Genomic DNA, 15,574 nt, shown 5'->3' with positions numbered 1-15,574 from the left:
TAACGCGGCCTTTTTTTATACCTGCCGGCTGGCGTTATTGATAACCAGCTTGCTGCCCGGCATGCAGGGCTAAAATCTTGCTTTGATAGCGTTTGCGGCCCTCCCCGGGGGCCAGTGCGGCAGCCCGATTCAGGGCAAATTCGGCTTTAACATAGTCGCCGATTTCTACATAGGCTTTGGCCATCCCAAAATACACTTCATGCTGATTGCGGTCGCGGCGCAGTGCTGTTTTGTAATGGTCCAGCGCGGCTTCTGGCTGGCCATTATCCAGTGCTTCTTCACCGAGCATCAAATGGTAAAACGGGTTGGCATCGCGCATGGCAACAACGCGGGTCAAAATGGCTTCGCCCTGCTCCATCCGGCCAGTATTTTTATATAAGATGGCCAAATTCTCCCACGCCGTAAGATGCTCTTCGTTCTCCTGCAAGGCGCGCAGATAACTTTGTTCGGCTGCAGCATCGTGCCCCCCCCGGCGATATAACACGCCCAGATTGACCCAGGCTTCGCCCAGGCTCTCATCACTGGTCAAAGCAGCTTTAAAATAGCTGTAGGCTTTAGAATAACTGTTGGCGAGCAAGGCATCTGCGCCCAGATTATTGTAGTACATGGCAACGACCCGCTGCTTAGGAATGGGGTCGCGCCGAAAACCGTTACGCATTTCCTGCGGGTCAAAATCCACATCAGAATATGCTGACGAAAACACGATGTCCTGCAGGTCTCGCGGCGGGTTGATACGCATATTGATGTGGCCGTTAAGCAGGTTGGCACCCTCCCGACGGGTCCAGTATTCAGGGATATTCACTTCGTAAAATTGTGGCGATAGGCCGACATACTGAGCCATGGCATACGTCATAATAGACAACGACAGACAATTGGCCGTGCCATTGGCAAAGGTTTCACTGGCGATGGTATTGGCGTTGTTCTGGTAGGTTAGCCCCAATTCGGTGTGGTCAAAAATTTGTTTCACCAGGTTTTGAATATTATCACGTACAGTGTTGTGCACTGACTGTGAACGCCGGGCAAAATCCTGCGCGCTTTCATCCAGGCTAAAAATATCTTCAGGAGATTCAACCGCGAACAAATGATGGCTGGGGTAAAGATCATCCCGTAACAAGCTGGTGGCCTGAGGATCATCAAGCGGTGCGATAGCAGAACTACAACCCGCTAACCACGCCGCCAAAAATATACTAGCCCACCCGCTAAGCACTGATCTGTTAACCATCCTTATGCCCCCTCTGGCCCACCAGCAGCCAACTGCAACATATTATTAACACTTACCTAAGTATAGACGCTACTGATTAATAAATGTTCATAATCTTTCGTCTGACAGGCAGCGTAATAATTGCCGACGCCGTGAACAAACACTACTTTTTACTGATTTGGAGACACTGATGAAAACAGCTTATATCGCCGGCGCAGCTTTTGCTGCATTAAGTTTGCTGGCTGCCCCAGCCCTTGCCGGACACCATGCCAAAGGTGAGAAAAAAGATATTCTTGCCACCGCCAAAGCCAACCCGCAATTTTCTACTCTGGCGACAGCCATTCAGCAAGCTGGCATTGCCGATACATTAAGCGGTTCGGGTAATCTGACAGTATTCGCCCCCACCAATGATGCGTTCGATGCACTACCTTCTGGCACGTTGGATTCGCTGTTAAAGCCAGAAAACAAAGACAAGCTTATCGATATTCTGACCTACCATGTGGTGGAAGGAAAAGTAACAGCCTCACAAGCCATGAAACTGGATTCTGCGGCAAGCCTGGAAGGCAGTATGATCAACATCACAGTAGAAGGTGAAACAGTGATGGTTAACGATGCAAAAGTGATCAAAGCTGATGTTATGGCGTCAAATGGCGTTATCCATGCTATTGATAAAGTGATCATGCCAACAGAATCTGACTCATCTTCATCATACTAATCTTGTAGCTATTCGGGGCTGACGGTCTTCAGCCCCATGCATACTTATCAGTAAGCGGCCGACAAACATTAACTTTCCTGTTAAGTTGTTCATTGTTGTGCGTTAAGGCGTAGGCATCACATACCTTTATTTTCGTGCACAAGTCTACAGGAGAAACGTGTGCTGACACTTTATCAATATATGCATTGTCCGTTTTGTCTACGTGCAGATATGACCGCTAATTACCATCGCATTCACCATCAAAAGGTGTACCTGCTTAGCGATGACAAAAATACCGGTTACCGCCTGGTGGGCAAAAAAGTGGTGCCTATACTTCAGCTTGAAGACGGTACTGCGATGAATGAAAGCCTGGATATTGTGGCGCGTCTGGAAGGGTTATCAGAACATCCCGCCATGTTAGACGGGCCGGACTATGCCAGTTACTTATCAGCCTTCGAAGAATATGCCGAGCACATTAATGGGCTGGTGCTCCCACGCAATATTAAGATTAAGCAACCGGAGTTCTCCACCCAGTCAGCACGAGATTTTTACCAGCGGCAAAAAGAAGACAAGCTGGGCATGCGCTTCACCGAAGCGCTCAAACAAACCCGAACGTATCAGCAGCAGGTGGAAAAAATGCTGGCTGACCTGCCGGATCTGGAATTGCCCTCACAGCGCGACAATACCCTGACTAAAGCCGATGTGATGGTGTTCCCCACCCTGCGCAATTTGACTATTGTTAAAGATATTGCCATGACTGAGCGTCAACGTACCTACTTGGATGAGATCACCGTATTGACCAACACATTACTGTACGATGAGCGTGCAGTATGAGTGACAGGAGAACATGATCGATGCTGGCAACCTACGGCTGGGCACTGAGCGGACTTTGGCTCATTGTGGCGACAGTTTTTGTTCAGGGATTTGTGGCAGCAATGGCGCATGCGCGCTCAGATAATGCCGTGCCTGGCAAAATGGACGATGATTTAGGCCACGAATCTTTTGAGTTTCGAGCGCACCGGACCTTTCATAATTCGCTGGAAAATCTGCCAGCATTTGCCTTCCCGGTGATACTGGCTATGCTGATTGATGTTGATGCAGGACTACTAGCCGCTCTGGTCTGGGTGTACGCGCTGGCACGCTTACTCCACATGGTATTGTATTATGCGATAGCCACCAACCAAAACCCCAGTCCCAGAAGCTATTTTTATCTGATTGGTTGGCTGGCCACAGCCACCCTTTTTGCTGTCACCGGCTGGCAACTGATCGGCTAGAGCGCCTGCGAGCACACCCTTAATCTTATGCTAAATGCTTTATATCCAGCGCTTTTTTGATTAAAGTGATACTATAATAAGTCCCTGAACACCTGCCCAGGCGGGTAAATCAGGCTAAATGATGTTTGTCATATGGGGTAAAAATGACGGTGAACCTCAATCAAGGTACAGCGCGTCGCATTCAGGATTGCCGGGTGCTCATCGTGGATGACCAACCCACCAGCCGGCTGGTAATGTCTAATTTGCTAGCCGATATCACCCACAATGAGGCAGTGGCCAGTGCGCGTGAGGCCTTGGAGGCATGCCAGGTATCGCCCCCGGATTTGATCATATCGGATGTCTCCATGCCCGAGATGAGCGGATATCAGCTTTGCTCTGCGCTGCGCGATTCTCCCAGTACCGCTAAAATTCCGGTTATGTTTGTGACCGCTTCTGATTGTGATGAAGATCAGGAAAAATGCTGGGCCGCTGGCGGGGTGGATTTTGTGAGCAAACCCATCAACGCCACTACTTTTCGTAACCGCGTCAAATCGCAACTTAACCACAAACTTAAAGCCGATTTACTGGAAACACTGATCTACACCGACCGGCTAACCGGCGCGTTAAACCGGCATTATCTGGATGAGCGCATGCCGTTTATTGTCAAGGATGCGCGCCGCGAGCAACATCCGCTGGCTGTGGTTTTATTTGATATCGATTTTTTCAAACAGTACAACGATGAATATGGACATCTGGCTGGCGATGACTGTTTAACCCAGATCACCGCAGCCGTGCAGCAAGCCCTGTTGCGACCCATGGACCGCCTGATCCGAGTCGGTGGCGAAGAATTTTTAGTATTGTTGCCCAATACTCCCCTGCCCGGAGCCCGCCTGGTAGCCGACCGCTTACTCAATGCTGTGGAGTCATTGCAGTTAGAACACATCCATTCGCCGTTTAGCAATGTAACCATTAGCATCGGGCTGGCGATGTACTTACCGGATGGCCCGCATAAGGTGACCGATATTGTGCAGCTGGCCGATGAACGCTTGTATGAGGCTAAGCGCAGCGGTCGAAACCTGGTTATTGCAGAATAAGAGATCCGCCTTCATGAGTAACGACCACCCGGTGTGGGATAAACCTGGTACTTTAAAACGCCTGATGGACAATGAAGCCTTGCTAGCGCAAATTTTATCCATTTTTTTCAGCCAGGCCGAGAGTCGCCTGATCACCATCCGCGAAGATATTCAGATGGGCCGAACCGAGCAAGCCCGCGCCACTACGCACGGCCTGAAGGGCAGTGCCGGCGATGTTGGCGCAATGCGCCTGTTTTATCATTTACATCATCTAGAGCAAGCGCTGGCGCGCGATGCCCGCAACGCCCTTGCCTTATATCAGCAGGTTGTAGATGAATATCAGCTATTTGAAAGACAGGCCGGTTAGCATTGCCCGGCCAGCGTGAAAGTGCGCTGGCGCTGCGGTGCACTGGGCTGAATATTAAACACGATAAAAAACACAAAAGTGGCGTACAAAGCCGCGCCAATCAAAAATAAGGCACTGGTGTCAAAGCCAGCCAATACGCCAAGTGGGATAAGTTGGGCCAGCGGCACGAACGCCAAAAAGGCACTGTGAGAAAATGCCAGCTTGTACCAGATTTGTTCACCTTGTTGGCGAGACAGCTGCAGGCCATGGCAAAAAAACATCAGCACCAATGGCATGATCTGCATCACACACAAAGCACTGGCTGCCATGATTAGCCCACCTACGGCGGTAGCATCCCACTGCCCTCCTAAGCCCACAGCATTACCCGGCAGCGCATCAATAATGATCCCAGCCGCGGCATAGCCAGCCCAGCTCAACACCAAGGTAGCCAGCGTAACAGCCATGATCAGGCGCTGCTGAAAGCGTAGCTCCTGGCCCAGCCCGGCCAGCGAACCGGTTCGATACTGCGTGGTGATAATGCTAACTGACAAGCAGATGGCCAACGCATAGGTGGCCATCTTTAGCGGGAACGCCGCAAAGGGGATTAAAGATACACCGACACACAAGCCAACCACCAGGCTAAGTGCCAGCGGATTTTTGGCACAAAACGCGAGCATGGATTTATACGCTTTAACGTAATCATGTTTAGTTAGGTTTGTATTTATTTGCATGGTGGGGCCTTCGCTTGTATTACGCTGTAAATATAAAGCCTGCTGGCCAAATGAGAAGCTGCGAAGATTAAACTTAGGTATCAGGCAGGCAAACTGGGTATACCTATCCATACAATAAACCTGTGCATCTTAAAGATCTTAATAAGCCGCGTTTTGCAGCGAAAACGCATATTGTGGTTTAGCTAGCAGGAGGTTAGCAGGGTGCACAATGAAGCCAGTCAAGCCAGTTTCAGTGTTATTTGATGGTCGCGAAGGTGAATTAAAAATTTCTTAGTTGTCCTGTGGGCATTCATGAATCGAGCAAGCACCTACCGCATTTAAGATTAGAGCGTGACGGTAGGCGCTCTTAGCAGAATGCTATCGTTGTAGTCGGCGGCGCCAACCCAGACCAAGGGTGGCGATGAAGAACAGTGCCAATGTGCTGGTTTCCGGTACGAATCTCACAGGTTTGGCACCGACATAGAAACCCGTTCTGTTTTTATCAAACACGAACGTGCCTCCATAAGACTCAGGGTCCCCTTCGGCGCTTGCCAGAGAAAAGTTAACACTGCTAATAGGCATCTCAGAAGGGATTTCTGTATAAAAGCTGCCGAACAGCCAACGCTCACCGGTATCCTCTACCAGGTAACTGAACTTTTTGCCCCCGATAAAAGCATTGATGTAAAAGTCTCCTTTTAGAGCGTTATCATAGCCATCAATATACCCACCATCATTCCAGATAAAAGTGTCGGTAAGTGCAAATCTGAATCCAAAATATCTGGCCTCTATGTCAGAGCAACCAGAGGTATAGGACCGGGAACAAGAAGCACGATAGTCACCGGTGCCACCAATACTATTTGGATAAGATCCCTCCAATATAAGCTGCGGTTCATCAAACTCGGTCATCATGCCAAAGTTTGTACCAAGCTTTACCACCGAAGCGTTGACAGAGGTAGATACGCAAAGAAGTGCGGCAAAGAAAAGTTTTTTCATAACAAGTCCTTTTGTGAGTTTTCGCCATTATGATCACAGTGACACCGTCGCTGTCAATTTTTTGACATTACAATTTAAGGACAAATTTAGGAGCGCAATCTACGCGTGCAACTGAACGACAAAAATCTATGATTTTTGGCTGGAATAGTCCGCCGTACTGTTAAATGCTTTGAAGTTTTGTATAAAAAAGATTGGATATATCAAAGAAAAGATGGTGCCCAGGGGCGGACTTGAACCGCCACGACCGTGAGGTCACTAGCACCTGAAGCTAGCGTGTCTACCAATTTCACCACCTGGGCCAACATTTCTCAGCAAACGTGTTGATGAAGGGCTTCATCTGTCTGCGTCGTTGTGGGGCGCAATTTACGCATGATGCCGGGGTTTGTCAAACACTAATGACATCTTTTTTGTATTTTTTGCAATTTCGCGGTTCAACTGCTCAAACAAGCATCGACACGTACAATTTTCCACCGATGTAGTCTTCCCATGCTGCTAATACACAGCCATAGCCAGCCTTTCGGCAATCTTGTTATGCTATTGGCTGAACGACGCAGCAAAGACACCATTATGACATTTGGCTGGATAGCCCTGGCACTGTTTTATCTTATCGGATTGTTTTACGTAGCCAGTTGGGGAGATAAAAACTCGCCCACCGCCCGTTGGCTTACCTCTCATCCGGCCATCTATTCGCTGGCGCTGGCCATTTATTGCACCGCCTGGACGTTTTTTGGCGCGGTGGGTCAGGCCAGTCAGTATTCGTGGGATTATCTGCCGATATTACTGGGTCCTATGCTGGTCTATGTGTTTGGCTATCGGTTTATCTACAAACTGACACAGGTCAGTAAAAAACAGCATATTACTACGGTGGCCGACTTTATCGCCTCGCGCTACGGCAAGCGCCAGACTGTAGCTTTGCTGGTGACCCTGATTGCTCTGCTGGCAACTGTGCCGTATATCGCGTTGCAGCTAAAAGCCATTGGCGCGATGTTCCAACTACTGACCCAGCAGCCCGACAGCCGCCTGATCATCATAGTCGCCACCCTGTTTATCGCGTTGTTCGCCATTTATTTTGGCACCAAACAAACCGATGTGACGGAGTACCGACGCGGGCTGATGCTGGCCATCGCGTTTGAATCCAGTATTAAGCTGCTGGCGCTGGTACTGGTGGCCATTGCGGGCTACTCCGCCTGGCATCAGGCGCAGCAAGGAGCAATCTCACAGGCCTTTTTTGCCCAGGCCGATATGGCCCAGTTTTCGTCTTTTAGTTTTATTGCGCAAACTATAATGGCGGCCGCCGCTGTCATCTGCCTGCCCCGCCAGTTTCATGTGGCCATTGTGGATAATTTAAGCCTATCGCATCTTAAAACCGCGCGCTGGTTGTTCCCGCTGTATCTGGGCATTATCGCTCTGGTGATCCCGGTGATTGCTGTGGCCGGCAATGCTCTGTTTGCGCCCGGTCAGGTAGAGCCGGATACCTATGTGTTATCACTGGCCTTGTTTTCGGACTCCTGGCTGCTGCAGGTGGTGGTATTTATTGGAGGGTTATCGGCAGCCACGGCGATGATCATTGTGGCGACCCTGACCTTGAGTACCATGCTCACTAACGATGTGGTGTTACCCCGGGTGTTGCAAGCCCGCCGCCCGGGCCAGGCCGGCCAGGACTACAGCCGACGCATCCGACTTATTCGTCGGCTGGTGATTGGGTTTATTTTGCTGCTGGCGTTTGTTTACCACCAGCAAATGGCTACCAGCCGCTCTTTACATTCTATTGGCCTGATTGCCTTTTCACTGGTAATTCAGCTGTTACCGGCCATTGTCGGCGGCCTGTACTGGAAACGCGGCCATGCGCACGGTGTCTATGCCGGGCTGCTGGCCGGCCTCGTCACCTGGATCCTATGGTTGTTGCTGCCGCTGCTGGAAAACCCGGCCAGTACCATGGCGCAAAATACCCTACACAGCCAGGGCGCGGTGATCAGCCTGACCGCCAATGTGCTGGCGTATATCGCATTTAGCCTGCTGGCCACTCCGCGTCTGATCGACCGTATCCAGGCTGAAGGCTTTGTGGCCCCGGCCGACACCCACACCCGTGCCCGCAGCAAGCCAGCAGTGACCACCACCGCCGATGATCTGATTACCCTGCTAGGCACCTTCATGGGCAGCGCCCGGTGCGAGCAGCTGATCGATGATTATCAGCAGCGCATGCAACAACGGGTGGTGCGCAGTGCCCTGCCCGATGATGATTTTATGGCCTTTTGTGAACGCGCATTAGGCGGCGTGATCGGCGCTGCCAGTGCTAAGGTGTTGATTGACAGTATTACCCGTGGCAAAAAACTCGATTTTGCCGAAGTCATCAATTTTTTTGACGACACCACTCAGGCCATGCAATTTAATATGACCGCCCTGCTGACCTCGCTGGAAAATCTGGACCAGGGGATCAGCGTGGTGGACAAACATCTTAATCTGGTGGCCTGGAACAAACAGTACACACAGCTCTACCCTTACCCGGGTAGTCTGCTGGCGGTGGGTACCCCTATCGAACAACTGATCCGCTACAACGCCGAACGCGGCGAATTTGGCACGGGTGACATCGAGGAGCATGTGGAAAAACGCATGGAGCATCTGCGTGCCGGCACCCCGCACCGCTTTACCCGCCAGCGCCGCGATGGCCGGGTGATTGAAATGGTGGGCAATCCGCTACCCGGCGGCGGCTTTGTTACCAGTTTTAATGATGTCACCGGCCATGTAGAAATTCAGCAAGCGCTTGAAGAGTCCAATGTAGATTTGGAAGCGCGGATAAAAAAGCGCACCGAGGAGGTGCACTCTATCAATGCCGAACTTCGGCTGGAGATTGAACGCCGTTCAGAAGCTGAAAAAGAGCTTATCCGGGCGCGCAAGGCCGCCGAGGATGCCAATGCCAATAAAACTCGCTTTCTGGCCCTGGCCAGCCATGATGTGTTGCAGCCCCTCAATGCTGCCAAGCTGTATGTCAGCGCCTTGCGCGAAGCCCCATTGGAGCAAGAAGTGCAGGATATTGTGCAAAAACTGGCGCACAGTGTGAGCTCCAGTGAAACGCTGATTGCCACCCTGCTGGATATTGCCCGGCTCGATCAAGGTGAGCTTAAACCCAGCCTGGAGCCAGTCTATCTGCCCGACTTGTTAACCCCACTGATTAGCGAACAGCGCATGCGAGCAGAAGACAAAGGGCTGTTACTGCGCGCCCGCGTTCATGGCTGCTGGGTCATGACCGACAAGACCTACCTGTACCGCATTGTGCAAAACCTGCTGTCTAATGCCATTAAGTATACCCCTACCGGTAAGGTGGTGCTCTCTGTCCGGCGCACAGCCGATGGTGCGGTATTGCGGGTGCAGGATACCGGGGTAGGCATTGGCGCTGAACAACGCGCGTTAATCTTCAGTGATTTTTATCGTACCGATGATACCCAGGGCCATGGTGTGGGCCTGGGGCTGGGTGTGGTGCGCCGGCTCAGCGCACAGATCAAAGGCGATATTCAGGTGGCCTCCACCCCCGGTAAGGGCAGTTGTTTTTCGCTGATTCTGCCAGGGGCCAGTGCCCGCCAGCGCAAGCAAGCCGCACGCCCGGCTCGTGCCGCGCAGTTTCAGGGCCTGCGGGTATTGTGTGTGGATGACCAGCAGGAAAACTTAGATGCGCTGAAAACCGTGCTGGAAAAATGGGGTATCAATGTGGTGCTGGCCGACAATGACACCGATGCCGTGCGCCAGGCTGAGATTTTTGCCCCGCAAATCCTGCTGATGGATTATCAGTTGGCCGACGACACTGACGGCCTGGCCTTGATTGAACAGATCCGCAGTCGGCTGAATATTGTGTTACCAGCCGCCTTGCTTACTGCCCAGCAGGACCCTGCTCTGGTGGAGCAGGCTAAAGAACACGGCGTCAATTACTTAAGCAAACCACTAAAGCCGGCTAAGCTACGGGCGTTGCTACAAAGTATGACCCGTTATATCAAAACCGCACACACTGACCAGGCTTAGGCCTGGTCGGAAAAATTCTTTCCGGTCAGCACCATATTTTGCCGTCGTCACCACAACTTTTTTTTGTTTCGTGTTCTTTTTATGCCGTGCTACCTTTAATCTTTTCGCGTGGTGAAACATACTTATATGTACACGCACATGCCAAACAAAGGACGCCTGCGATGCGTATCGCGATTCTTTCCCGCAATTCCAAATTGTATTCCACCCGCCGCTTGTTAGAAGCTGGCCAGCAACGTGGTCATGAAGTCGACATTATCGATACCATGCATTGTTATATGGACATCACCAGTGCCCGGCCGTCGGTGCGCTATAAAGGCAAGCGCCTGCCCAAATATGATGCGGTGATCCCGCGTATTGGCGCATCGGTGAGTTTTTACGGCACCGCTGTAGTGCGCCAGTTTGAGATGATGGGCACCTACAGCATCAATGAGTCGGTGGCCATCAGCCGCTCGCGCGACAAACTGCGCTCGCTGCAGTTGTTGTCGCGTAAAGGGATTGGCATGCCGCGTACCGGGTTTGCCCACCACCCGGACAAAATTGATGATTTGATTACCAATGTCGGCGGCGCGCCGGTGGTGATCAAGCTGCTTGAAGGCACCCAGGGGATTGGTGTGGTGCTGGCCGATACCACCAAGGCTGCCGAATCAATTATCGAAGCCTTTATGGGCTTAAACGCCAGTATTCTGGTGCAAGAATATATCAAAGAAGCCGGCGGTTCGGATATTCGCTGCTTTGTAGTGGGTGGCAAGGTGGTGGCGGCGATGAAACGCCAGGCTGCTCCGGGCGAATTTCGCTCTAATCTGCATCGCGGTGGGTCTGCCAGCCTGACCCGGTTGTCGCCGGCAGAGCGTAAATGTGCGGTCGATGCCGCGCGCACCATGGGCTTAAATTGCTGCGGGGTGGATATCTTGCGCTCCAACAACGGCCCGGTGGTAATGGAAGTGAATTCATCGCCCGGCTTAGAAGGTATCGAAGCGGCCACCAGTAAAGATGTAGCTGGCATCATCATCGAATTTTTAGAAAAAAATGCCACTCCAAACAATACCAAAACACGAGGTAAGGGCTAGTGACACACGCTGAGTTGGTCATTGGCGGCACTGCTGTTGCGCCAGGACAAACGGCGAAAATACAGTTGGAAATGCCACCGCTGTATACGGCCACCAACATGAGTATCCCGGTGTATGTGAAACGCGGCAAACGGCCCGGGCCCACAGTCTTTGTCAGCGCCGCCATCCATGGTGATGAACTCAATGGCATCGAAATCGTGGGCCGGCTGATCCGCTCAAAATCCATCGAGCGGCTGCGCGGTACCCTGATTGCCATTCCTATGGTGAACGTGTACGGGGTGTTGAACCAATCTCGCTATCTGCCGGATCGGCGTGATTTGAATCGGTGTTTTCCCGGTAGCCGCAAGGGCTCGCTGGCAGCGCGCCTGGCCCATTTGTTTTTTACCGAAATCGTGTGCAAATGCGATGTGGGCATCGACTTACACACCGGTGCCATTCATCGTAGCAACATTCCGCAAATCCGCGCCAATCTGGATGATCCTGAGGTGATGGAAATGGCTAAGGCCTTTGGTGTGCCGGTAGTGCTTAACGCAGATATCCGCGATGGCTCTCTGCGCCAAGCCGCAAGTGATGAAGGCGTTAAAATGTTGCTGTATGAAGCCGGTCAGGCCTTACGCTACGATGAATTTTCAATTCGCGCGGGGCTTAAAGGCTGCATCAATGTGCTGCGCCATTTAGGCATGCTCAATCAGCGGCCGAGCAAAGGTCATAAAGTTCAGCCGTTTATCTCTGACCAGAGCGGCTGGGTGCGGGCACCGGAAAGTGGCTTTGTGAATCACCTGGCCAAGCTGGGTGATCATGTAGAAAAAGGCGACCGGCTGGCCGTCATCGCCGACCCGTTTGGCGAGCCGCTGGCCACGCTCACCACCCCGGCCGAAGGCGTGGTCATTGGTAAGCAAAATATTCCGCTGGTCCAGGAAGGCGAAGCTATCTATCACGTGGCCTATTTTAGCAAAGCTGAAACAGTGGCCGAGCATGTAGAACTTTACCAGGACAGCTTGCTGCCTGGCGAACCGTTAACCTCCGAATAGGTGACTACAGGATGACAACATCACAAAAGCACGTCGTCGGCGCACTGGAGTTATGTGATCTGCCTAAATTGGCTATCACTGACTTACATGTGCGCGTAGACACAGGCGCAGCCACATCATCGTTGCATGTGGACAATATTGAAGAGTTCGAGCAGGAGGGCGACCTCTGGGTGAGTTTTGATATTCACCCGGATATTCATAATGTGTCTAAGGTGATCCGGCGTCAGGCGCCGGTACTGGGCCAAAAGCGGGTGAAAAGCTCCACCGCCACCCGCGAGCGCCGCTATGTGATTCAAACACCGATTAAGATGGACAACCAGCAGTGGGATATTCAGCTGACCCTGACCGATCGCTCTGAGATGACTTACCTGATGTTACTGGGCCGCGAGGCTATGCAAGGGCGTTTTATTGTCGACCCGGAATTTGATTATCTACTAACCCGCCCGGAAACAGCGACCAGCCGCTAACGCTCAGGGGCCGCCGCTGGTGGCTCCAGCTCCAGTTGCGAGGCAATCAGCACCGCCTGGGTCCGGTTGTTAATCCCCAGCTTTTTAAATATCGCCGTAACATGGGCTTTGACCGTGGCCTCGGCGATATCCAGATTAAAACCAATCTGCTTATTGAGCAGGCCATCGCGCATATAACACAACACCTTGTATTGGGATGGCGTCAGGGTGGCCACCTTATCGGCCAGCTCACTGAACTGCGCATCTACCTCTTCAAGCTGTTCACCTAAATCTTCAGGCAGCCAGATATCGCCATCTAAAATCGCTTCCACCGCTGCGGCAATATCCGCCGAACTGGCGGTTTTGGGAATAAACCCCAGCGCACCCACACCGACAATTTTGGCAATCAGCGCCGGATCTTCAGTGCCTGACACCACTGCCACCGGCAGCTCAGGAAACAATTTGCGAATATGCAGTAAGCCAAACAGATCATGACTGCCGGGCATGTGTAAATCCAGCAGCAGTAAATCGACATCGTGTTGCTGTAGTAGCGCCACGGTAGAGGTGAGATCACCGGCCTCAAGCAGGGTCAAGGCCGGCAGATTAAGTGATAACGCGCCTTTGAGGGCATCCCGGTAGAGCGGATGGTCATCCGCGATCAGCAGCGTTATCATGCAGTTCCTTATTTATTGAGCCTTTGCTCAATCAGTGTATCAACAACCGACGGGTCCGCCAATGTTGAGGTATCGCCCAGCTGGTCATGCTCATTGGCAGCAATCTTGCGCAAGATGCGACGCATTATTTTACCTGAGCGGGTTTTGGGCAGGCCAGCCGACCACTGGATCATGTCCGGCGTGGCAATCGGGCTGAGTTCTTTACGCACCCAGTCGCGCAGCTCCTGAGTCAGTGCTTCGCTGGTTTCCACCCCATCGTTAGGTGTGACATACACATAGATCCCCTGCCCTTTGATATCGTGCGGGAAGCCTACCACCGCGGCTTCGGCCACTTTGGAATGTGCCACCAGCGCACTTTCAATCTCGGCAGTGCCTAAACGGTGGCCCGACACATTAAGCACATCATCTACCCGGCCGGTGATCCAGTAATAGCCATCTTCGTCGCGACGCGCGCCGTCGCCGGTAAAGTAAACGCCTTCATAGGTACTAAAATAGGTGCTGATAAAGCGCTCGTGGTCGCCATACACGGTACGCGCCTGGCTGGGCCAGCTGTCTTTGATTACCAGATTACCTTCTGCCTTGCCGTCTAATTCTTTGCCATCAGCATCAAACAATGCCGGTGTGATGCCGAAGAACGGCCGGGTTGCCGAGCCGGGCTTTAACGCTGTGGCGCCCGGCAGCGGGGTGATCATATGGCCACCGGTTTCGGTCTGCCACCAGGTATCCATAATTGGGCAGCGGCTTTGGCCAATTACCCGATAGTACCATTCCCAGGCTTCCGGATTGATGGGTTCGCCTACCGTGCCCAGTACCCGCAGTGAAGACAGATCGCAGCCTTCGGCCGGTTTATCGCCATGGGCCATCAGTGCCCGGATCGCGGTCGGTGCGGTATAAAAGCTGTTTACTTTGTATTTTTCGATGACCTGCGCAATACGGCGCACATCCGGATAGGTGGGTACACCTTCAAAAAACACCTGAGAAGCACCATTCACCAGCGGGCCATACACCATGTAGCTGTGGCCAGTGATCCAGCCCACATCGGCCGAGCACCAGTAGACATCATCCGGCTGATAATCAAAGGCATATTTGAAGGTCATGGCGGTATACAGCAGGTAACCGCCCGTGGTGTGGACCACGCCTTTGGGCGTGCCGGTAGAGCCCGATGTATACAAAATGAATAGTGGATCTTCGGCGTTCATCACTTCCGGCTCGCATTGCGCCGAGCAGTCATCCACCAGCTCTTCCCATACCACATCCAACTTATCATTCCAGGCCACATCGCCACCGGTTAACTTATGGCAAATCACATGGGTGATGGACGGACAGGCATCGTTGGCCAGTGCTTTATCCACATTTTGCTTCAACGGCACACTGCGCCCACCGCGGCGGCCTTCATCACAGGTGATCACCACCTTGGCGGCGCTGTCATTGATTCGGTCGGCAATCGCATTGGGCGAAAAGCCGCCAAAGATCACCGAATGCACCGCGCCGATCCGAGCACAGGCCAGCATGGCATAGGCCGCCTGCGGCACCATGGGCATATAAATCGCCACCCGGTCGCCTTTTTCCACCCCGAGTTTTTTTAAGCCATTGGCCAGCTTGCACACTTCATAATGCAGTTGCTGGTAGGTGATAACTTCGCTGTCTTCTGGTGAGTCACCTTCCCAAAATAGCGCAGTTTTTTTGGCATTGTTGGCTAGGTGGCGGTCGATACAGTTGTAGCTGGCATTGAGTTCGCCATCTTCAAACCACTTAATCGACACATCATCTTTGGCAAAGCGGGTATTTTTAATCTTACTGGGCGCGGTGTACCACTCTAAGAAGTCGGCATGTTGGCCCCAAAATTTTTCCGGGTTTTGCACCGACTCCTGATACATTTTGTTATAAGTTTGTTCATCCAGGTGGGTGGTTTGCTGGATATGCTCTGGAACAGGATAGGTTTTACTGGCAGTCATAATAGTGCGCCTCCGATGTAAAAATTGTCCGATAAGGTATAGGTACATCAATGTAGCGGGTCTCGTTTAAACCAAAATGCGACTTTGGTCTTACCACCAACCGGTTACTGCGCCGCGCCT

The 15,574-nt window shown here is 52.1% G+C and carries 14 protein-coding genes and 1 tRNA gene; 9 read left to right on the top strand and 6 right to left on the bottom strand.

All coding sequences use genetic code 11. The annotated features are described in order from the left end of the window. Nucleotides 1–34 precede the first annotated feature (34 nt). Nucleotides 35–1,180, bottom strand: coding sequence for a tetratricopeptide repeat protein (locus ACTUJZ_RS13770; RefSeq protein WP_463636911.1), 1,146 nt, complete (start codon nucleotides 1,178–1,180; stop codon nucleotides 35–37). A 211-nt stretch (nucleotides 1,181–1,391) separates the two neighbouring features. Here ACTUJZ_RS13770 and ACTUJZ_RS13765 point away from each other — a divergent pair, with 211 nt between their 5' ends. From ACTUJZ_RS13765 to ACTUJZ_RS13745, 5 genes are all read left to right on the top strand, one after another. Beyond that, nucleotides 1,392–1,916, top strand: a complete 525-nt coding sequence (locus ACTUJZ_RS13765; protein WP_463636910.1) for a fasciclin domain-containing protein — start codon at nucleotides 1,392–1,394, stop codon at nucleotides 1,914–1,916. Nucleotides 1,917–2,075: 159 nt separating this feature from the next. After that, the gene (grxB, locus tag ACTUJZ_RS13760) at nucleotides 2,076–2,729 is read left to right on the top strand and encodes a glutaredoxin 2 (RefSeq protein ID WP_463636909.1); all 654 of its coding nucleotides are present in this window, start codon (nucleotides 2,076–2,078) and stop codon (nucleotides 2,727–2,729) included. Between the two features lie 20 nt (nucleotides 2,730–2,749). Further along, entirely contained in the window at nucleotides 2,750–3,169 is a 420-nt protein-coding gene (locus tag ACTUJZ_RS13755) for an MAPEG family protein (protein WP_463636908.1), read from the top strand. Nucleotides 3,170–3,312: 143 nt separating this feature from the next. After that, entirely contained in the window at nucleotides 3,313–4,242 is a 930-nt protein-coding gene (locus ACTUJZ_RS13750; protein WP_463636907.1) for a GGDEF domain-containing response regulator, read from the top strand. A gap of 13 nt (nucleotides 4,243–4,255) precedes the next feature. Then, entirely contained in the window at nucleotides 4,256–4,588 is a 333-nt protein-coding gene (locus ACTUJZ_RS13745; RefSeq protein ID WP_463636906.1) for an Hpt domain-containing protein, read from the top strand. Here ACTUJZ_RS13745 and ACTUJZ_RS13740 read toward each other — a convergent pair. The 3 genes from ACTUJZ_RS13740 to ACTUJZ_RS13730 form a co-directional block, all read right to left on the bottom strand. Further along, nucleotides 4,585–5,409: a hypothetical protein gene (locus ACTUJZ_RS13740; protein ID WP_463636905.1), complete on the bottom strand. Its 825-nt coding sequence runs from the start codon at nucleotides 5,407–5,409 to the stop codon at nucleotides 4,585–4,587. The genes ACTUJZ_RS13745 and ACTUJZ_RS13740 overlap by 4 nt on opposite strands. A 246-nt stretch (nucleotides 5,410–5,655) precedes the next feature. Next, complete coding sequence (locus tag ACTUJZ_RS13735) at nucleotides 5,656–6,270, bottom strand: PEP-CTERM sorting domain-containing protein (RefSeq protein ID WP_463636904.1); 615 nt, start codon at nucleotides 6,268–6,270, stop codon at nucleotides 5,656–5,658. Between the two features lie 212 nt (nucleotides 6,271–6,482). After that, nucleotides 6,483–6,569: transfer RNA gene (locus tag ACTUJZ_RS13730), tRNA-Leu, on the bottom strand. Nucleotides 6,570–6,837: 268 nt separating this feature from the next. On the opposite strand from ACTUJZ_RS13730, the gene ACTUJZ_RS13725 reads away from it, so the two are divergent. The 4 genes from ACTUJZ_RS13725 (at nucleotide 6,838) to ACTUJZ_RS13710 (ending at nucleotide 12,846) form a co-directional block, all read left to right on the top strand. Further along, on the top strand, nucleotides 6,838–10,281 hold the full coding sequence (locus ACTUJZ_RS13725; protein WP_463637003.1) for a hybrid sensor histidine kinase/response regulator: 3,444 nt from the start codon (nucleotides 6,838–6,840) through the stop codon (nucleotides 10,279–10,281). A 161-nt stretch (nucleotides 10,282–10,442) separates the two neighbouring features. Next, the gene (rimK, locus tag ACTUJZ_RS13720; protein WP_463636903.1) at nucleotides 10,443–11,348 is read left to right on the top strand and encodes a 30S ribosomal protein S6--L-glutamate ligase; all 906 of its coding nucleotides are present in this window, start codon (nucleotides 10,443–10,445) and stop codon (nucleotides 11,346–11,348) included. 71 nt (nucleotides 11,349–11,419) lie between these two features. Then, nucleotides 11,420–12,379 carry a succinylglutamate desuccinylase/aspartoacylase family protein gene (locus ACTUJZ_RS13715; protein ID WP_463636902.1) on the top strand — a complete coding sequence of 320 codons (960 nt, stop codon included), beginning with the start codon at nucleotides 11,420–11,422 and terminating at the stop codon, nucleotides 12,377–12,379. 11 nt (nucleotides 12,380–12,390) lie between these two features. Next, on the top strand, nucleotides 12,391–12,846 hold the full coding sequence (locus tag ACTUJZ_RS13710) for an ATP-dependent zinc protease family protein (RefSeq protein ID WP_463636901.1): 456 nt from the start codon (nucleotides 12,391–12,393) through the stop codon (nucleotides 12,844–12,846). On the opposite strand, the gene ACTUJZ_RS13705 is transcribed toward ACTUJZ_RS13710, so the two are convergent. Continuing rightward, nucleotides 12,843–13,499 carry a response regulator transcription factor gene (locus ACTUJZ_RS13705; protein WP_463636900.1) on the bottom strand — a complete coding sequence of 219 codons (657 nt, stop codon included), beginning with the start codon at nucleotides 13,497–13,499 and terminating at the stop codon, nucleotides 12,843–12,845. The two genes, ACTUJZ_RS13710 and ACTUJZ_RS13705, sit on opposite strands and share 4 nt — an antisense overlap. Before the next feature lie 8 nt (nucleotides 13,500–13,507). Further along, nucleotides 13,508–15,454 (bottom strand): acetate--CoA ligase, encoded by a 1,947-nt coding sequence (acs, locus tag ACTUJZ_RS13700; protein ID WP_463636899.1) that lies wholly within the window; start codon nucleotides 15,452–15,454, stop codon nucleotides 13,508–13,510. Between the last annotated feature and the right edge of the window lie 120 nt (nucleotides 15,455–15,574).

The sequence above is a fragment of the Alteromonas sp. WD8-37 genome (assembly GCF_055326825.1).
This window is presented reverse-complemented; position numbering and strand designations above follow the sequence as displayed.